The organism is Flavobacterium aquaticum, from assembly GCF_003259835.1.
Classification (GTDB): Bacteria; Bacteroidota; Bacteroidia; order Flavobacteriales; family Flavobacteriaceae; genus Flavobacterium; species Flavobacterium aquaticum.
Map to the genome: position 1 here is coordinate 1 of NZ_QLMI01000004.1, position 21,100 is coordinate 21,100.

The 21,100-nt window shown below is 33.9% G+C and carries 15 protein-coding genes; 4 read left to right on the forward strand and 11 right to left on the reverse strand.

Features of this window, described 5'->3' with window-relative positions; genetic code table 11:
• Both B0I03_RS06840 and B0I03_RS06845 read right to left on the reverse strand, forming a co-directional pair.
• Positions 1-3,980: beta strand repeat-containing protein (locus B0I03_RS06840; protein ID WP_317048048.1), on the reverse strand; the 3,980-nt coding region annotated here is incomplete at its 3' end.
• A 6-nt stretch (positions 3,981-3,986) separates the two neighbouring features.
• Positions 3,987-4,400: a hypothetical protein gene (locus tag B0I03_RS06845; protein ID WP_111566716.1), complete on the reverse strand. Its 414-nt coding sequence runs from the start codon at positions 4,398-4,400 to the stop codon at positions 3,987-3,989.
• Between the two features lie 157 nt (positions 4,401-4,557).
• On the opposite strand from B0I03_RS06845, the gene folE reads away from it, so the two are divergent.
• From folE to lgt, 4 genes are all read left to right on the forward strand, one after another.
• Positions 4,558-5,229: a GTP cyclohydrolase I FolE gene (gene folE / locus B0I03_RS06850; RefSeq protein WP_111566717.1), complete on the forward strand. Its 672-nt coding sequence runs from the start codon at positions 4,558-4,560 to the stop codon at positions 5,227-5,229.
• A gap of 317 nt (positions 5,230-5,546) precedes the next feature.
• A complete protein-coding gene (gene cysS, locus B0I03_RS06855) occupies positions 5,547-7,031 on the forward strand; it encodes a cysteine--tRNA ligase (protein WP_111567012.1) in 1,485 nt (494 codons plus the stop codon).
• A 45-nt stretch (positions 7,032-7,076) separates the two neighbouring features.
• The gene (gene yidD / locus B0I03_RS06860; protein ID WP_111566718.1) at positions 7,077-7,334 is read left to right on the forward strand and encodes a membrane protein insertion efficiency factor YidD; all 258 of its coding nucleotides are present in this window, start codon (positions 7,077-7,079) and stop codon (positions 7,332-7,334) included.
• A gap of 255 nt (positions 7,335-7,589) precedes the next feature.
• Positions 7,590-8,522, forward strand: a complete 933-nt coding sequence (lgt, locus tag B0I03_RS06865) for a prolipoprotein diacylglyceryl transferase (RefSeq protein WP_111566719.1) — start codon at positions 7,590-7,592, stop codon at positions 8,520-8,522.
• A 49-nt stretch (positions 8,523-8,571) separates the two neighbouring features.
• On the opposite strand, the gene B0I03_RS06870 is transcribed toward lgt, so the two are convergent.
• From B0I03_RS06870 to B0I03_RS06910, 9 genes are all read right to left on the reverse strand, one after another.
• Positions 8,572-9,033, reverse strand: a complete 462-nt coding sequence (locus B0I03_RS06870; protein ID WP_111566720.1) for a gliding motility lipoprotein GldH family protein — start codon at positions 9,031-9,033, stop codon at positions 8,572-8,574.
• 82 nt (positions 9,034-9,115) lie between these two features.
• On the reverse strand, positions 9,116-12,037 hold the full coding sequence (gene secDF, locus B0I03_RS06875; protein ID WP_111566721.1) for a protein translocase subunit SecDF: 2,922 nt from the start codon (positions 12,035-12,037) through the stop codon (positions 9,116-9,118).
• Between the two features lie 301 nt (positions 12,038-12,338).
• Positions 12,339-13,271: a malate dehydrogenase gene (gene mdh, locus B0I03_RS06880; RefSeq protein WP_111566722.1), complete on the reverse strand. Its 933-nt coding sequence runs from the start codon at positions 13,269-13,271 to the stop codon at positions 12,339-12,341.
• 27 nt (positions 13,272-13,298) lie between these two features.
• Positions 13,299-14,306 carry a DUF6588 family protein gene (locus B0I03_RS06885; protein WP_111566723.1) on the reverse strand — a complete coding sequence of 336 codons (1,008 nt, stop codon included), beginning with the start codon at positions 14,304-14,306 and terminating at the stop codon, positions 13,299-13,301.
• Positions 14,299-16,239 (reverse strand): DNA topoisomerase (ATP-hydrolyzing) subunit B, encoded by a 1,941-nt coding sequence (gyrB, locus tag B0I03_RS06890; protein ID WP_111566724.1) that lies wholly within the window; start codon positions 16,237-16,239, stop codon positions 14,299-14,301. Before gyrB ends, B0I03_RS06885 begins: the two co-directional genes overlap by 8 nt.
• Before the next feature lie 261 nt (positions 16,240-16,500).
• A complete protein-coding gene (gene asnB, locus B0I03_RS06895; protein ID WP_111566725.1) occupies positions 16,501-18,117 on the reverse strand; it encodes an asparagine synthase B in 1,617 nt (538 codons plus the stop codon).
• 236 nt (positions 18,118-18,353) lie between these two features.
• The gene (locus B0I03_RS06900) at positions 18,354-18,803 is read right to left on the reverse strand and encodes a GreA/GreB family elongation factor (RefSeq protein ID WP_111566726.1); all 450 of its coding nucleotides are present in this window, start codon (positions 18,801-18,803) and stop codon (positions 18,354-18,356) included.
• A gap of 52 nt (positions 18,804-18,855) precedes the next feature.
• Complete coding sequence (locus tag B0I03_RS06905) at positions 18,856-19,179, reverse strand: hypothetical protein (RefSeq protein ID WP_146603269.1); 324 nt, start codon at positions 19,177-19,179, stop codon at positions 18,856-18,858.
• A 110-nt stretch (positions 19,180-19,289) separates the two neighbouring features.
• Positions 19,290-21,044: a TonB-dependent receptor gene (locus B0I03_RS06910; protein ID WP_111566728.1), complete on the reverse strand. Its 1,755-nt coding sequence runs from the start codon at positions 21,042-21,044 to the stop codon at positions 19,290-19,292.
• Positions 21,045-21,100 lie beyond the last annotated feature (56 nt).

Here is a 21,100-nt window from a genome sequence, read left to right on the forward strand (position 1 = left end):
TTACCTGAAAGTTCAACATGAACATTATTAACACCATTTGTTGCAGAACAAACCGAAGTATCTGCTACTGCTACTGCTTCTACAACTGGGTTTGGATTAACAAAAATTGTAATCGGATTAGATTCATCACCTGAACATCCGTTAGCATGAGGTGTAATTTTAATAGTTATAGTTCCAACAGTTTCTGAATTGTTAAGAGTTGCTATTTGATTAATATTCGACTCATTTCCGCTTGTTACGTAAGTACCTGTAATGTTTGATAAAGTAGCACTCCATGTATATGTTGTTCCTAGCATATTACTACCTAATACGAAATCTAAAGGACTTCCATCACAAACAGTAGTAGTTACAGTATAATTCAAAACTGGACGCTGGGTAATTGTAATACTTCCCGAAGCTGTTGCTTGAGGGTTACAACCACCAGTAGTTGTAATTGAATAACTTGATAAACCAGCTACATTAGTAGCCCCTGATATAGTTAACAAACCTGTCGCAGCATTATAGCTATGCGTAACTCCTGTTGGTAATCCTAAAACAGAAACTCCTGTAGCAGTACCAGTAACTTGATATTGAATTGGATCAATTGTAACATCAGCACATCTTGATTGATTCTCTGTACTAGCTGCTGAAACCAATACAATAGTAGTATTAGCGAACAGATTAACCGTAGAATTAAGCGCAACATTTGAAGTACAAACTCCATCAAAAACACTAACTGTAGTCAATGTCGTACTTGCTGTAACTCCTGCAACATTCACAATTCCAACACCAGAAGCAGTAATAGCAACGTTTTGTACTGGATTTCCATCAACACTGTAAGCAACCTGAGAATTAGGTGTAGCGTTTATTGTAAAGGTTGCTGTTGAACCTAAACAAATTGGTCCATTATTAGTAACACTAAATATTGTTGGTAATGGTAATTGTTGAGATATTACAAAAGACGTAGAATTTGCTGAAGAACAACTTCCGTTGCCTGCTGAAACCACATAACCTGTTCCAAATGTCATTCCTGAAACTAATCCTCCTGCTCCAACTGTTGGTCCTGCCGGAGTGAAAGTATAGGTTAACGTTGCATCGTAATTTGTAATTGTTGCAAATCCATCTGCCAAACACGTTGGTGCTGTTACTGAAACGGTTGGTACAACTGGCGTAACCAAAATACCTAAATTAGTAAACGATGCTGATGATGCCGATGTACAAGTAGCATTTGATGCTGTAACACTGTAAGATGTTCCAACTGTCATTCCTGAAATCAATCCACCTGCTCCAACTGTTGGTCCTGCTGGTGTGAAAGTATAAGTTAACGTTCCATCGTAATTTGTAATTGTACTAAATCCATCCGCCGAACACGTTGGTGGTGTAGTTGTGATTGTTGGAACTGCTGGTGTAGGTAAAATTGAATTTACACTGAAAGATGCTGAATCAACTGAAGAACAACTTCCGTTGCCTGCAGAAACTACATAACCTGTTCCAAATGTCATTCCTGAAACTAATCCTCCTGCTCCAACTGTTGCTCCTGCCGGAGTGAAAGTATAAGTTAACGTTCCATCGTAATTTGTAATTGTTGCAAATCCATCTGCTAAACACGTTGGTGCTGTTACTGAAATTGTTGGTACAACTGGCGTTACCAAAATACCTAAATTAGTAAACGATGCTGATGATGCCGATGTACATGTAGCATTTGATGCTGTAACACTGTAAGATGTTCCAACTGTCATTCCTGAAATCAATCCACCTGCTCCAACTGTTGGTCCTGCTGGTGTGAAAGTATAAGTTAACGTTCCGTCGTAATTTGTAATTGTACTAAATCCATCCGCCGAACACGTTGGTGGTGTAGCTGTAATTGTTGGAACTGCTGGTGTAGGTAAAATTGAATTTACACTGAAAGATGCTGAATCAACTGAAGAACAACTTCCGTTACCTGCTGAAACCACATAACCTGTTCCAAATGTCATTCCTGAAACCAATCCTCCTGCTCCAACTGTTGGTCCTGCCGGAGTGAAAGTATAAGTTAACGTTCCATCGTAATTTGTAATTGTTGCAAATCCATCTGCTAAACACGTTGGTGCTGTTACTGAAATTGTTGGTACAACAGGAACAGACAAAGTTGCTACATTAGTAAACGGACTTGATGCTAATGATGTACATGTAGCATTTCCTGCAGTTAATGTGTAAGAAGTACCTAAGGTCATTCCTGATATTAAACCTGACGCATCAATTGTAGGACCAACTGGTGAGAAAGTATAAGTTAACGTTCCATCATAATTAGTAACAGTACTAAATCCATCCGCTGAACACGTTGGTGGTGTAGTTGTAATAGTTGGAACTGCTGGTGTAGGTGAAATAGTAACTGTAGCAGTATTTGTTAAGTTAGTATCACAAATTCCTAATACAATTTCACTTAAAGTTATTGTTATATCAACAGTTGCACCTGGAACAGTAACTGTACCATCACCAGACGTATCTAATGTTACAAATTGAATCGGATTTCCATTTATACTATAAAAAACATCAGCTCCTGCGGTACCTGACAATGTAAATATAGCATTAGCCCCAGCACAAATTGGTCCATTAGCTGTTAATGAAGTAAAACTTGGATTTGAATTTATTGTAATGGTACCATTTAAAATTAAATTTGGTGAACATCCATCAGTTTCAACTTCATAACCAAAAGTACCTGTTTGAGTTGGAATTCCGCTAATTGTTAAAACATCTCCACTGTAAACAGCACTTAATCCTGTAGGCAAATCTCTAACGATTACATTAGTAGCATCTCCTGCCGTTTCATAAGTAATGTTAACAATAGGATCACCAAAACAAATAGTCTGATTTGCAGTTGATGGCGCAGAGGTTAAATCAATATCACAAGCTGGCACAACACAATCAACAAACAAATCGAAAGTTGTTAGTTCTTGACATGGACCTGCAGATATAACAACTATAATTGTAGTATCATCATTAGTAGTGTAATTTGCTGGATCAGTAATTACATTACCTGTAACACCATCAGTAAATTCGAAAGTAAAACTTGCAGGGTCGCTTGGCGCTACCAAATCGTCTAAATAATCATTCAAATTAAATATTGGATCACACTCACCCGCTGGACTTGAGAAAGGGCCAATATTATTATAATTAATTGCACCAATAAGACTTACTTCAACATCATCAGTAGCAATATCAGAACAACCTGGCCTTGTAACGCTTACCGTCCATGTTCCGCTCTGACTAACTGAAGTTGTATTTGTAGTTGTTGTATATTGAAAAACACCATTTAAATACCAAGAGTATACTGGAGAACCAGGTGTTGTTGGTGCTTGTAAAAAGTTAGCTGTTAAAGTAACACTAGTTGCTGAACCACACAAAATTCTGTCTGGCCCTAAAGTAACACCACAAACAATTTCACATGAAATCTGACCCGAAGAAGGCGTTTCATTAATTTGATTTATCGTATAAGTACCTTGTTGACCATTAAAGTTTGTAACTAACAACAAATAAACTTCGCCTGCAACCGCATTAGGAATATGTACTGTCTCATCAAATGTCCCTGAATAACTTGCATCAACAAGATTACATGGTCCTGTATATGTTGACCCTGGAAATCCAGATAAATTATTACATATACTAGACATATTATTATTAGGAAATGGTCCCCACAAAGCAAAGTCAACGTCAATACCAGTTCCAGAATTATTAAATTGCTGTAAATTCAATTCGATTGGACCTGACTGACCAATTTGAAATGTAAACCAAGCAGGACGAGGAGTTGACCCTAAAGATCCATTATTCCCATGACTTCCACTCCCTCCACATCCAGTTATAGGTCCATAACCCGTTTGGTTACCTCCAGGAGTACCAGTGTATGTATTATTATAAGGACCTCCTTGCCCAGAACACATTGCAGAAGCTGAAGCACAATCAGGTGATTGAGCAAAAGTAAAACTTACACTAAACAGTAAAAATAAAAGTAGTAATTTCTTCATCTTTCTTTATTTTAAAAATGAAAAATAAGACCAATCAGAAACTTGTTTTTCTCTATTTTCGGTAACAACAACTCTCCATTTAAAACATTTAGCCATTTGATCTAAATGAATTAGTTGATGACTTCCTTTAGTTGAAAAGTTATCTTTGTTTAATACAGAAAACTGTGATTTAAAATCAGAAGCGTTTACTCCATTAAAACAATCATAAATAGTAACAACTTCAATTGAAACTTGTTTACCTTTTAGATCAATTGTTGAAAAATCCCATGAGATTTTAGCATTATTGATGTAATCAAATTTTGCATCTTCAACTTTTTCCACCGTTACTCCTTTTAAAAAAGGAGAATTAGTATTCAATTTCGTTTGAGAAAATCCCACTTGAAACAAAATAAAAATACTAAATAGTAAAATTTTTTTCATTTTTATAGTTTGATAATTAGTTTATAGAACCACAAATTTAACAAAAATTTAAACTTACTTACTTTTTTTTCAATAATTAACATTTAAAAATATTTTTTAAAGTTTATTATTTATCTTTGCATCACTTTTAAAATTGCTATTAAAACTAATTGGTAAGATGATACAAAACGAGGATTTTCAAGACGAAATAGGAAACGATCATATTGCAACAAGTGCACAAACTCCATTACGTGAAGATGCATTTGCTATTTCTGACGATGAAAAAATTGAGTTGATTAAAAAAGATGTTGAACATATTTTAAACACATTAGGTTTAGATTTAACAGACGACAGTTTAAAAGGCACACCAAATCGTGTGGCTAAAATGTTTGTTAAAGAAATCTTTGGAGGTTTAAATCCAAACAAAAAGCCGGGTTCTTCTACATTTGACAATAAATATAAGTATGGTGAAATGTTAGTTGAAAAAAACATTGTGGTTTATTCAACTTGTGAACATCACTTACTTCCTATTGTAGGTCGTGCTCATGTAGCTTACATTTCTAATGGAACCGTAGTTGGTTTATCTAAAATGAATCGAATTGTTGATTACTACGCTAAAAGACCACAAGTTCAAGAACGTTTAACAATTCAAATTGTTCAAGAGTTACAAAAGGTTTTAGGAACTGATGATGTAGCTTGTGTGATTGATGCGAAACACTTATGTGTAAACTCTAGAGGTATTCGCGATATTGAAAGTAGTACAGTTACTGCTGAATTTGGCGGAAAATTCAAAGAAGATAAAGTAAGAAGAGAGTTTTTGGATTATATTAAGTTGGATACGCAGTTTTAAGTTGAGAGTTGGGAGTCTTTGCTAAACTTTGTTTAGAAGTTACCTAAGGTTAGGAGATTCCTTGCAAGCTCGGAATGACAAAACCTGAAACTTGAAACCTGAAACTAAAAACCAACAAAAGCAATCTGTTAACTGAGACTGTCAACTGAAAACTAAAAACTAGCCCTGATAGCAATGAAAAGCCCACAGCAATAAAAATATAGTTTTTGTTGTTTTAAAAATGCGACCTAAGAAGCACTTTTTAAAACATAGAAAAACAGATTTTTATGCGAGGACTTGAAATGAATAGCAGGAATAGCTTCAAAAAAAATATCAAAATGGAATTACATAAAAATCAAACGTTAAAAATATACAACACGCTTTCGGGCGAGAAAGAAACCTTTACCCCTATTCATGAAGGAAATATTGGTATGTATGTTTGCGGTCCTACGGTTTACAGCAATGTGCACTTAGGAAACGTGCGTACGTTTATGAGTTTTGATGTGATTTTTAGATATTTATTACATTTAGATTACAAAGTTAGATACGTTAGAAACATTACCGATGCCGGGCATTTAACCGATGACGGCGATGTAGATAACGACCGTTTTGTGAAACAATCACGCTTGGAGAAATTAGAACCTATGGAAATCGTACAGAAATATACGGTGGATTTTCACAAGGTTTTGGATACATTTAATTTTCTTCCACCAACGATTGAACCTACTGCAACGGGACATATATTAGAGCAAATTGAGTTAACTCAAAAATTAATTGATACTGGATTTGCTTACGAAAGCAATGGCTCAGTTTATTTTGATGTGTTTGCTTACAACCAAAAAGGAATGAATTATGGCGAATTGAGTAACCGTAACATCGAAGAACTTTTTGCAAATACGCGCGATTTAGACGGACAAAACGAAAAGAAAAATCCACAAGATTTTGCACTTTGGAAAAATGCTTCTCCGGCTCACATTATGCGTTGGAACTCGCCTTGGGGTGAAGGTTTTCCAGGTTGGCATTTAGAGTGTACGGCGATGAGTACAAAATACTTGGGCGAAACATTTGATATTCATGGTGGTGGAATGGATTTGAAATTCCCGCATCATGAGTGTGAAGTGGCACAAGGAAAAGCTTGTAATGGTCATTCGCCAGTGAATTTTTGGATGCACACCAATATGTTAACCATGAACGGTTTACGCATGAGTAAATCGACAGGAAATTATATTCTTCCGATGGAATTGGTTACGGGTGAAAATACTTTTTTTGAAAAACCATTTGCACCAAATATTGTACGTTTTTGTTTCTTACAAGCGCATTACAGAAGTGTTTTAGACATTTCAAACGATGCGATGTTAGCTAGTGAAAAAGGATATTCTCGTTTAATGGAATCGTACAAGTTAATTCCGATGTTGAAAGCAAGCAACAGTTCTACTTTAGATATTGCAAGTTGGAAACAAAGTTGTTATGATGCAATGAATGACGATTTTAACACACCTATTTTAATTGCACAATTATTTGAAGGCGCGCGTTACATTAATTTGGTAAACGACGGAAAGGAATCGTTAACAGCAGAAGATATTCAACTATTAGAAAATACAATTTCAAATTTCTTATTTGATGTGTTAGGAATTAGCAACGAAGCTTCAGGAAATTCAAATACCACTGAAAAATTAAGTGGTGTTGTTGAAATGTTAATTGGAATGCGAAACGAAGCCAGAGCAAACAAAAACTTTGCTTTATCGGATCAAATTCGTGACCAATTATTAGCTTTAGGCATTCAATTAAAAGACGGAAAAGAAGGAACTAGTTTTACTTTTTAACAATACAAAGAATCTCAATTGAGGTTCTTTTTTTTAATCAATACTATGTGTAGCCAACACCAATCGAAATATCCAAAAACACTAAAACAATGGTTTGTTTATCCGTTTGTTTTATTAGTGCGATTTTATCAGGTTGGTATCTCTCCTTTTACACCGGCTACTTGTCGATTTGAACCTACGTGTTCTACATATACCATTCAAGCTTTGCAAAAACATGGTTTGTTTAAAGGCGGTTGGTTGGCTTTGAAACGTATTTTTAGTTGTCATCCTTGGGGAAGAAGCGGTTATGATCCTGTTCCTTGATTTATTTCACAGAGATTCACGGAGTTTTTTTTTATTTTGATTGTGTTGAATCGAGATACGCGGAGCATTTGGCTCTTCTGATTTTTAAAATTATTTAAATTTCTTTAATCTGTGTTCCTGATTATTTGTTTCAGGTTTCAGGTTTGAAGTTGATTTTTGAAATTGACATTCCTCTTGAAAAAATTTCTTATCGGAATTTTAACAAGTTTCCCAATAATAATATTTATTTTTACGCTTTAATCAGAAACAAAAATTATGATTCACGCACTCAATATGGTTTGGAATCCTGCAGAAGGGATTGATTTAGGATTTTTCATGTTACGTTTTTATAGTCTTTCTTGGGTATTGGCTTTTGGATTAGGTTGGTATGTTATGAAACCTATTTTTTTAAGAGAAAACGAATCGATAGAATCTTTAGACAAGTTATTTGTTTACACTTTGGTAGCTACAATGTTAGGCGCAAGATTAGGACACGTGATTTTTTATCAATCAGAATTATTTCATCAAGACCCATTGAGTATTTTATTGCCAATTAGTACAAAACCTACTCTTCATTTCACAGGTTTTGCTGGATTAGCGAGTCATGGTGCGGCAATCGGAATCATTATTACCATGTTTTACATTCAAAGAAGAGTTATCAAACGTTCGTTTTTATGGATTTTAGATAGAATTGTAATTCCTGTTTCATTGGGTGCTATTTTTATTCGTTTAGGTAACTTCATGAACTCTGAAATTGTAGGAACAGAAACAACTTCTTCTTTCGGAATTAAATTCTTAAGAGATAAATACAGTACTAATGATGCCATGCAGATTACTCAAATTGGAGATAAGAATGAAGCTTATAATGCAATAGTCACAAATCCTCAATTTGCAGAATATTTAGCAGCAGTAACTCCAAAGCATCCTGCACAATTATACGAAGCTATTTGCTATGTTTTTGTTTTCGCCATATTGATGTTCTTATATTGGAAAACTGAAGCTAGAAACAAAGCCGGTTATTTATTTGGTTTGTTTTTAATCTTACTTTGGTCGGTACGTTTTGTAGTGGAATTTGTTAAAGAAAGTCAAGGTGGATTTGAGCAATATCCAATATTTAATGCGCTTTCAACGGGACAATGGTTGAGTATTCCATTTATCCTTATTGGATTTTACTTTGTATGGAAGGCAAAAGAAGTCAAAGAGAATTAATTTATTAAAACATACAAAAAAGGCGGTTAGAAATCCTAACCGCCTTTTTTTATTTTTGTTTTTCAACTACAATTCCAACTCCAAGAACATTCGGTAAATAAGGCCCAGTAAATTTACTTTTAACTGCAACTTTATATTTACCTTTTTCTAGATTTTGAAATGTTTTTATGGTTTGAAACACATCGCAAATATCACCTGTACAATCACCAATATCTTTTCCTGACTCATCAATTAATTTCATAGCAACAGGCAGTACTTCCGACTTACCGTCAGGAGATGTAATTTCAACTTCTAAAGGCACTTCTTTAAATTGAAACCCACTGATATGACCAAAATGTAATTTCAAGTCACAAACGGCTTCCGATTGCGTATTTTCGAATTCAAATACTCTAACATCAGTTGCATCCCAACGATTATTATCAAAACTGGAATCAAAATCATCATGAATTTTACTCTTATTACATGACAAGAACGTAAACAATAAAGTAATCAGAACAAATTTAGCTTTCATAGGTTTCAAATTTAGAAATATAAATATATAAAAAAAGTCCTGATATGCATCAGGACTTTTCTATATAATATAGACTAATTACTTAGTCTTCTTTTTTGAATTCAGCCATTTTACGACCTTCTTTTTCACCAATTGTATCTTGCATCACTGGAGTTGCAATAAATAAAGATGAATAAGTTCCTACTAAGATACCTACTAAGATAGCAAATACGAAACCTCTAATAGTTTCACCTCCAAAAATGAAGATAGCCACTAATACTACTAATGTTGTAGCAGAAGTATTGATTGTTCTACTTAATGTAGTATTTAATGCTTTATTTACTAATCCTTTGAAATCTGGAGATGAATTGTAATCTAAGTATTCACGTACTCTATCAAATACAATTACCGTATCATTCAACGAGTATCCAATTACCGTTAAGATTGCTGCAATAAATGCTTGGTCAATCTCCATGTTGAAAGGTAAAATTGTATAGAAGAATGAGAAGATACCCAATACGATTATCGTATCGTGTGCAACCGCAATTACAGCTGAGAAACCAAACTGCCATTTACGGAAACTAATCATTAAGTAAACGAATACCACAAATAACGAACCTAAAACTGCCCATAAAGAGTTTGTCTTAATATCTTTAGAAATAGTTCCTGTTACTTTAGCAGAAGACAAAATACCAATTTTTTTACCTTCATATAAGTTAGCAAACTTATCATAAGTTAAATCAGCTGGTAAATATTTCTTTAAACCTTCATATAATTTTTGGTTTACTTCTTTATCTACTCCTTCACCTTCTTCGTCAACTTTATATTTAGTAGTAATTTTTAACTGATCGTTTCCACCATAAACTTTTGCTTCAGCACTTCCAAAAACAGCTACTAAATCAGCCGTTACTTCTGGAGCAGAAACAGCTTTATCAAAACGTACTTGATATGTTCTACCTCCAACAAAATCCACACCTTGATTTAATCCTTTTGTTGCTAAAGAGAAAATACTCAATGCTACTAAAATACCTGAAACTACATAAGCAATTTTCTTCTTACCTAAGAAATCGATATTTAAATCTTTAAACCAAGTTTTAGTTAATGAAGTTGAATAAGCTAATTTTTCATTTCTGCTTAAACTCCAATCTAAGAACATTCTTGTTACAAAAACTGCAGTAATTACAGAAGTAAAAATACCAATTAATAACGTTGTAGCAAAACCTTGAATTGGTCCAGTACCAAATACTAATAAGATGATAGCCGTAATTGCTGTGGTAACGTTAGCATCAATGATAGATGACATCGCACCTTTCCAAGTAAAAGCGTAATCTGTAGCTTCTTGTACCGATTTACCATTATCTAATTCTTCTTTAGCTCTTTCAAAAATGATTACGTTAGCATCTACCGCCATACCTATCGTTAATACGATACCTGCAATACCTGGTAATGTTAATACAGCACCAAAACTTGCTAATGTTCCAAAAATGAATAAGATGTTTACTAATAACGCTAAGTTAGCATAGAAACCAGTTTTACCATAGTAAACTACCATCCATAATAATACTAATGAGAAACCAATAACGAATGACAACATACCATTATCGATAGCTTCTTGTCCTAATGATGGACCTACAACTTCAGATTGAACAATCTCTGCAGCAGCTGGTAATTTACCTGCTCTTAGAATGTTTGCTAAGTCTTTTGTTTCTTCAATTGTGAAGTTTCCAGAAATTTCTGATTGACCTCCTGTAATTGCTCCTTTACTTACACCAGGTGCAGAGTAAACGATATTATCTAATACAATTGCAATTGCATTTCCTTGTTGTGAAACTGCTCCTGTAATTTGCTCCCATTTTCTAGCACCATTTCCATTCATTTGCATAGAAACAGCTGGTTTACCTAATTGATCAAAAGTATCTCTTGCATCAACAATTACACCACCACTTAAAGGAGCTACATTATCTCTTGTTCCTTTTAATGCATATAAATCTGTAACATCTGGAGTTTTAGCATTTGTTTTACCCCAAGCAAATCTAACATTTGATAAATTAGCTGGTAATAAAGCTTTAATGTCAGCTCTTTTTAAGTAAGCATTAATAGTTGCTGTATCTTTAGTTGCGAAAGTTCCAATGAAAGGTGAACCCTGCATCCCTGGAGCAACCATTTTACCTAAGAACGGACTATTAGCTGCAGCAGTTGTGTCAGCTTTGTCTGTTAATAAAGAATCGATTCCTGAAGTTTTTACAGGTGCTGCTTTAACAGCAACTTCTGTTTTCTTTAATGCCTCTTCAACAGACATTAAATATTGACCTACTTCTTCGATTTTATAAGTTTCCCAAAACTCTAATTGAGCTGTACTTTGTAATAATTTCTTAATACGATCTACATCCTTAGCTCCTGGTAATTCTACCAAAATTCTACCAGAATTTCCTAATAATTGAATATTAGGTTGAGTAACTCCAAATTTATCAATACGCTCTCTTAATACTTTGAAAGCACTTTCTACTGATTCTTGAACTTTTTGTTTGATGATTGGCTCTACTTGTTTGTTAGTCATATCAAACTTAATAACTTCATCTAAGTTTCTGTTTCCAAAAACATCAGCAGCGGCTAATTTTACATCAGCAGCATTAGCAGCATCAAAGAAAGCATCAATATAATCTTGATTTCCTTGTTGGTTTGCCTTTGCATCAGCCAATGCTTTGTTAAAAGCTGGATTCTTTGAATCATTAGCCAATCCTTTCAAAACATCTTTAACCGAAATTTGAAGAATAACGTTTAATCCTCCTTCTAAGTCAAGACCTTTGTTGATTTGGTTATTAGTAACTTCTTTGTAAGTATGCCCTAAGTATACTTTTTCTTTACCGATAGAATCTAAATAGCGTAATTCTTTAGCTGTATCTCCTTTTGCAAAAGCTTTTGCATCAGAAACAATACTATTCGCTACGAAAGTAAAAGAAAGCTGGTATACACATACCAAAGCAAAGATAATTGCGAAAAATTTAATAAGTCCTCTATTCTGCATTATTCTAAAATTTATTTATTCTATTTTATAAAAACGGACAAATATATAATTTACAATAGGATTTAGCAATTTTATTTTCGATTAAAGCAACCTTTTTACCTAAGTTTCACTACAAAAACACATTATTCCTTAAAAATGAAACACTTGCACCTAAAAAAAGTATTTCACAATACGAAAAATATTGTTGAAAACTCCAAATTTCAGAACCAAAAGATATTTTTAAATACCCTATCAAAAATAGTAATAACAAAAAAAAACTGCCAATTTCTTGACAGTTTTTCAATTTTATTTTGATGTAAAATTACAATACTGATTTCAAATCGGCGTTCATGTTACGAACTGCATCTGCACTCTTAGCAAACAATGCTTTTTCTGCATCATTTAATTGTACGTCAACGATTTTCTCAACACCGTTTTTACCAATGATACATGGAACTCCCATACAAATATCTTCTTGTCCGTACTCACCTTCTAAGAATACTGAACATGGAATCATACGTTTTTGATCGTTTAAGATACTGTCCACTAAATACGCCACAGAAGCTCCTGGTGCATACCAAGCTGAAGTCCCTAATAAACCTGTTAAAGTAGCACCACCTACCATAGTATCAGCTGCAACTTTGTCTAACTCAGCTTGAGATAAGAAATTAGAAACTGGAACACCATTATAAGAAGCTAAACGCGTTAATGGAATCATAGTAGTATCACCGTGACCTCCAATTACCATTCCTTGAACATCATTAGCTGGTTTATCTAATGCTTTTGATAAGAAATATTTGAAACGTGAGCTATCTAAAGCACCTCCCATTCCAATTACTCTATGCTTAGGTAATCCTGTTGCTTTTAATGTTAAATATGTCATAGTATCCATTGGATTTGACACTACTACAATAATTGCGTTTGGCGAATGAGTTAATACGTTATCAGCTACTGATTTAACGATTCCTGCATTAATTCCGATTAATTCTTCACGAGTCATTCCAGGTTTTCTTGGAATACCTGATGTAATAACTACTACATCACTTCCAGCAGTTTTTGAATAATCTCCTGTTGTTCCGCTTAATTGTGTGTTGAATACAGTTGTTGTAGCACATTGCATAATATCCATCGCTTTACCTTCAGCAAAACCTTCTTTGATGTCTACTAATACTACTTCGCTTGCGATTCCTCTGTACGAAATAACATCTGCACATGTTGCACCTACGTTACCCGCACCTACTATTGTTACTTTCATTTTGTTGTGTATATTAAAATTGTTAAATTAAAATTGATATTGAACTCCAATATTTCCGTTGACAAATTTACCAAAAGCAATTGAACTTTGCAGATAAAATTTGCTTATTTGAAATCTACCCGAAATTTCTCCTAAAACATTAGTTTTATCCTTTGCTATTCGCTTTAAAAGATCATTAATTACATTTTGTACTGGAAATATTTCCTCAATAGAACCTTTATCGCCACTTACCACATATTCAAACGAACTATGATTTACAATAAAATTCCCTATTAATTCAAAACGTTTAAATTCTTTAGAAGCACTCAATTGAAAATGATAAGTATCCACCAAACCATTCAAATTGTTAATTCCTAAATTTCCGTAAGCAGTATTAATATCCAAAAAATCAAAACTAATATCTTCTTTTGAATAGATAGCTGCCGCCGCAAAATGGATGTTTTTAGCTTCTACTTTTGGAAAATATTGACTAAAATTATGTTTTAATCCAAAGCCATAAACTTGGTAATCACCTCTCTTTAACTTAGTTTTAGTTGAATATCGAGCGATAAATTCAAATCCGTAAGGTAATTCTATACCTCCTTGTAAATAAGGATAAATCACCGTTTCTTGATTAATTCCTTCGGGAGTTTTGAAACGAACCTGTTCTCCTCCTAATTCACCAACCAAATAAACCTGATTATCATTTCCTAAAGCCGTTGGAACTGTAGCCGAAGTTGCACCTTCAATCTCGAAAAACTGAAAATCAGAATTTTGAATTTGAAAGCTTCTATCTGCTTTAGGAACTAAAAAAATATTGGTGTGTAAACCCAAATTTACATCCCATTTTTTTCGTTTCTTAGGCGACATCACCCAAGCTGCAGAAGCTTGATAAACCGCCGCATCCGTAGCAGGAACTATATACTGCTCTGAATACAAAAGGGCATCTGAAAGCAGATACCCTATTTGTTCTAAATCTGTAGCCGATTGTCCCTTAACTTTTTGTGTAAAAAAGAAAGCAGCAAACAATCCTATTATTATTCCCGATTTACGCATCAATTTTTGCGTAAGCAGCGTTTTTCTCGATAAATTCTCTACGAGGTGGTACTTCATCACCCATTAACATAGAGAAAACTCTATCAGCTTCTGTTAAACTATCAATTGTAACTTGGCGTAAAGTTCTGTAATTTGGATTTAATGTTGTTTCCCATAATTGCTCAGCATTCATCTCTCCAAGACCTTTATAACGTTGAATTGCGGCACTTCCTCCCATTCTTTCGTTAGCTAAATCACGTTGATCATCGTTCCAAGCATATTCTTTTTTGTTTCCTTTTTTAACTAAATATAAAGGTGGTGTAGCAATATAAACGTGACCGCCTTCGATTAATTCTTTCATAAATCTGAAGAAGAATGTTAGAATTAATGTTGAAATGTGAGAACCATCGACATCGGCATCACACATGATTACTACTTTGTGGTAACGTAATTTAGAAAGGTTTAAAGCTTTACTATCTTCTTCTGTACCAATTGTAACACCTAAAGCAGTGAAAATATTACGAATTTCCTCGTTTTCAAAAACTTTGTGATGCATTGCTTTTTCAACATTCAAAATCTTACCACGTAAAGGTAAAATCGCTTGAAATGCTCTGTCACGACCTTGTTTTGCAGTTCCACCTGCCGAATCTCCCTCGACAAGGAAAATCTCACATCTTGCTGGATCTTGTTCTGAACAATCTGATAATTTACCTGGTAAACCTCCACCGCCCATAACGGTTTTACGTTGTACCATTTCACGCGCTTTCTTAGCTGCATGACGCGCTTGAGCTGCCAAAATTACTTTTTGAACAATAATTTTAGCATCGTTTGGATTTTCTTCCAAATAATTCTCAAGCATTTCTGCAACCGCTTGAGAAACTGGAGAAACTACTTCTCTATTTCCTAATTTGGTTTTCGTTTGACCTTCAAATTGTGGTTCTGCAACTTTTACCGAAATAATCGCTGTTAAACCTTCACGGAAGTCATCTCCAGAAATTTCGAATTTCAATTTATCTAATAATCCAGAAGCATCTGCATATTTTTTCAACGTACGCGTTAATCCCATACGGAAACCTTGTAAGTGCGTTCCTCCTTCATGCGTGTTGATATTATTTACATAAGAAAAAATATTTTCTGAATAACTTTCATTGTAAATTAAAGCAACCTCAACTGGAATTTCTCCTTTTTCATGCTCCATAGAAATTACATGACCAATGATTGGCACACGATTTCCATCTAAAAACTTAACAAACTCTTTTAAACCTTCTTTAGATTGAAAAGTTTCAACTGGAAACTCACCTTTTTCATCAGGATTTCTTTTATCTGTTAAAGTAATTTTGATTCCTTTATTTAAGAAAGAAAGTTCACGTAAACGAGAAGCTAATGTATCGTAAGAGTATTCTAAAGTCTGAGTAAAAATGGTAGCATCTGGTTTGAAAGTAACCATAGTACCTCTTTTTTCTGTAGTCCCAATTTGTTTAACTGGATATAATGCTTTTCCTCTTTCGTATTCTTGTTCGTAAATTTTACCTTCACGAAATACTGTTGCCTTTAAATGGTCAGAAAGTGCGTTAACACACGACACCCCAACCCCGTGCAAACCTCCAGATACCTTGTATGAATCTTTATCGAATTTACCTCCAGCACCAATTTTAGTCATTACAACCTCAAGCGCCGAAACACCTTCTTTTTTATGTAAATCAACTGGAATACCACGACCGTTATCTTCAACCGTAATGGAATTATCTTCATTAATTGCTACATAAATGGTATCACAATGTCCTGCTAAAGCCTCATCGATTGAGTTATCTACAACTTCATAAACTAAATGGTGTAATCCACGAACTCCAGTATCTCCAATATACATGGAAGGACGCATTCTTACATGCTCCATTCCTTCTAATGCCTGAATACTGTCGGCCGAATAACTACCTTTTTTATTTTCTTCACTCATAATATTTGTGCTAAATAAAGTATTTTTAATATCAACAAATATAGGTAATTAGATAAAAAGAAGAAATAAAAACCATTGCAACTCATGGTTAAGTTATTAACATTTGTTAATTTTAAACAAAAGTGTCTTAAATCGAATAAAAATCGCCTTATTTTCAATTTTTAACTGTTTTTTAATTTCCTCAAAATAGGAGAAATAAAAAAAACCTCTTTAAAACACAATTAAAGAGGTCTTTCAAAACAACAAACCTAATAAAAAATACTAAACCACTTCTTTTTCTACTGAAATCGACACATCCGCTTTCACATGAGCCGAATTAGCTCTTCCGCTTGGATCTTGGTTTTCTTGCCATTTTGGAATCCATTTGCGAACCGTTTGTGCCGCACTATCTTGTGGAAAATGCTTTTGAAATATTCTTCTGTAATAGAACGCTTCTTTTGTAACTGGTGTATTGTACGGAAATAACACTTTTGCTTTTTCAAATTCTTCATCTGTTACTTGACTTGAACAATACTCGATTAAAGTATCAATCCAGTTGTAACCTACGCCATCAGAAAACTGCTCTTTCTGTCTCCATAAAATCTCTTCGGGTAAAAAGGGTTTTTCGGGTGTATCGAATGCTTTTCTTAAAATATATTTTTCAATTCCGTCGTAAGTTTTTGGCATTTTTTCTTCGGGTTGAATTTTAATCGCTAAATCCAAAAATGCTTTATCCAAAAACGGAACTCTTGCTTCTAATCCGTGCGCCATTGTGGATTTATCAGCACGAAGTAAATCGGCTGTAAATAACTTTTGAACGCGTTCGATTGTTTCTTTTTGAAAATCCAATACAGATGGCGCATTTCTAAAGTACAAATAGCCTCCGAAAATTTCATCCGCTCCTTCACCTGATAATACCATTTTGATTCCTTTTTCAGTAATTGCTTTCGATAAGAAATACATTGGTGTACTCGCACGAATTGACGTTACATCATACGTTTCCAAATGCCAAATCAACTTATCTAAAATTTCGATTCCTTGTTCGACTGTGAAATGAATTTCGTGATGTGTTGTTCCAATGAAATCTGCTACTTTTTTTGCAGCAATTAAATCGGGTGCCGAAGCATCTAATCCGATAGAAAACGAATGCAATTCTTGCCCGCTTCCTTCTAACAATCTTGACGTAATTGACGCTATTAAAGAAGAATCCAATCCACCAGAAAGCAATACTCCGAAAGGCACATCGCACATTAAACGTTTTTCAACTGCTTGGGTTAATGTTTTGTTTAACCCTTGTAAATCTAGTTTTTCAACAGCTTTTTCGTGTGCTTCCCATTCTGGTTTGTAGTATTTTACGAAACCTGTTTTTTCAGTGTAATAATGTCCTGGAGGAAAAGTTGAAAATGACTTACATTGGTCGGTAATCGCTTTCATTTCAGACGCAAAATACAAACGACCTCTTTCGTCCATTCCGTAATACAAAGGCTTTACTCCAAGTGGGTCGCGAGCTACGATATAATCATCTCCATCGATAACAACTAATGCGAAAATCCCATCCAACATATCACAGAAATCGTAACCAAATTCTTCATACAAATGCACAATAACTTCAGAATCTGATGTCGTTCTAAACGTGTGATGTTTTAAAATGGTTTCTCTTAATTTTTTGTGATTGTATATTTCGCCATTATGCACCATCCAAGCGGAATTGGTTCCTTGAATCGGTTGTTTTCCTGTGTGTAAATCGACAATTGACAAACGTTCGTGTGCCAAAATATGTCCTTTCTCAGTAACATGAATATCACTTTCATCTGGACCACGATGACTCATTCTTTTAGACAATTGCTTCACTAAAGCTTCTTCTTTTCCTTTTCCTATAATGGCTAATATTCCGCACATAACTTTTTTAGTTTAATCGTTGAAATGTTTAATTATTTAAATGAAAGAATTAATTCACTTAATTTGATGAAGCAAAATTGAATATATAAGTTTAAATAATAAACCTTAAAATTAATTTTAGTTATAATTTTAAACTAAAAATTGATTTTTTAATTAAATCATAAACTTTAAAAGTCGCTTTGAGTTTGTTTTAGTTACAAATCATAAAAAAACCACTCGAGTGAGTGGCTTCTGTATTATTGAATTGTTTTTATTTGAAATCGATTGGTGTTTATTGCAATGACATCTCCGACACTTTTTCCCAATAGCTGACTTCCTAATGGCGATTGTGGAGAAACGGCAATAATCATTTTATTTTCGAGTTGGATTTTTGGCAAAGCGGTGCTGACGTAAAATAACATTTCATTAGTGTGAACCAAACTTCCCAGAGCAACTTTGGTGTGAATTGCATCCGCATCAATTTTATCCACAACGTTTTTTTGAGCAATGATTTCAGCTAACTTTTGATTGAGTTTTTCTTGTTCCAAATGCATCATTGACAAAGCCGTTTCGTGCTTATCACCAGCCGAACCTTTCGCATCGTTTTGCGCATCTTGAGCCAAATCGGAAATCATAAAACGTAATTCGTTTATTTTCTCTGATAATAGATTTTGATAATGGGATTTTATTTTTTTTTTGAATGTCATTGGTTTAACCGCTAAGGACGCTAAGAAGGCGCTAAGAACGCAAGGATTATTATTATTTTTCTTCTATTCTTTCCAATTTAATTAACTTACTTTCATTATTTATAAAAGTAATAGTATCCGATGTATAATTTTCTTTTGAAAAAATAAGAGTCATTTCTTTATCACCAAAAGCTAATCCTGATATTTCATGAAATTGAAAATATCCTTGATTATCGGAAAATCCTAAAGCATCAAACTTATTAATTTCTTTTATCTGAACATTAGTTATTGGTTTATGAGTTTCGGAATCAACAATTATTCCATCAACAGCTTGAAACCCATCACAAGAAACAAAAAGAAAAAATGAAGCCGAAAGAATTAAAAATTTAAAATACATTTTCATTGTTTATGATAGTTTAACCACAATGAGCACAAAGATGTCACTAAGCGCACAAAAAACCTTAGTGAACCTTGTGTAAACCTTAGTGAACTTTGTGGTTACATATTTTAGAAATCGAATTTGTAATTAGCACCTAACAACACCTGAATTCCTTGTACTGGGAAATTTGCCCAGCGTTTGTATTGTTGATTGGCTAAGTTGTTTCCTTTTAAGAAAGCGGTCAATCTAGCGTTGTATTTATAGCCTACGTGCGCATTCAAATCGAAATAGCTATCTAAAGTTACTTCGGTTGTAGTGAAAGTTCCTGGATTAATCGTTAAATCATCTTGAACAGAAATTAAATCTTTTCTTTCACCCACAAAAAATACATTTGCACCTGCGTACCATTTTTCGTTGATATCAAAATCTATGGTTGAACCAATTTTTAACTGTGGTAAATTCCATGCTTCCGCTTGAGTGTCAGTTGAATAATTATTGTAGGTTCCGTTGATTCCGAAAGTTACGTTTTTAGAAAAATCGGCTTTCAATTCTCCGAAAACACTTAATGTGTTCAAATCATCATACACAACTCCGAATGAATTCCCGTAAGCATAACCATTTGTATTTCCGTAAGCTGGATTGAATTCGTTACTTACAAACAAAGCTCTATCTGCCTGATTTTTATTTGAAATTCTAACATTGAATGCCACTGAATTCGCTAATTTTCCTTTCATCCCAACATATAAATCATACTTATTATCGGTAGGTGCAATGAACATTGTTGGAGAAACAAACGGATTTTGATCTACGAAATCTGCATACGAATTTTGCTCTAAATCTCCTTCTGCTCCGGCGTAAGCTACTAAAATATCTCCTACTAATTTGTATGACGCTTTAATGTTTGGATAAACGAAGATTTTTCCATCACTTTCTCCATTGATTTTTGCTGTTGCATAATAAACTCCAGCTCCGATTTGAACTGATAAATCATCTTGTTGATATAAAATACTTGGTCTTGTTCCTGCGATGATTGTGCTGTATTTTAACTCAGAGTCAACATCATACATTCTGTCAAAACTTCCACCTACATAATCCACAACGAAATCTGCTTTTACTTTTTGACTCATCACATCAAAATCGAAATTAGGCTTGATGAAGAAACGATTTTCTCCCGAATCCAATCCATCTGAAAAACGTTTGAATTGCATACTCGCATCATTAAAAATTCCATCTTTGAAACTCATTTTTCCACCAAGAGCAATCGTATTATACGTTTGTTTTGAATCGATTCCAGCAATTGTAGCGTCATCGAAGAAAATCGTTTCTGTTGGTAAACCGTACCAGTTGTAAATTTGGTTTTTCACACCTAAATCAACGTTCCAACTCATATCGCGTTCACGAACTCCGTACGTAACATCTAAACTGGTGTTGTAGAATTTATCATCTAAAACCAAATCTTTAATTCCGCCTTGAGATGATAAATGACGTAACATTCCACCTACATAATTGCTTCGGCTTAAATTTTGTGTAATGAATAATTCCGCATTGATAGTTGGATAATTTCCAAAACCTAAAGTTGCGTAATTGTTGTATAATTTTTCTTTTTCGGTTTTATCTACTCCAGCTGCTTTTCCTTTTGCTGGCGTAAATGTTGATGCTACCGGAAACGAAAAAATATTGTATTGAATTGGTTCCTTTTTTTGCTCTTCTTCATCTTCTAAAACAGGCGTTTCTTTTACTTTGAAAGCATCTGAAATAGTTGGAGTGTATGGTTTTACAATGTTTACCACTTCCGAACCAATGTTTTCATCTTTTACTTGGGCAAAAGAAAATTGAATTCCGAATACAACTAAAACTATGGTGATTATATTTAATTTCTTCATGTTCTATATTTTTAAATGAGATTTTGAAACAATCCCGAAACTTCGGGACAGTATGA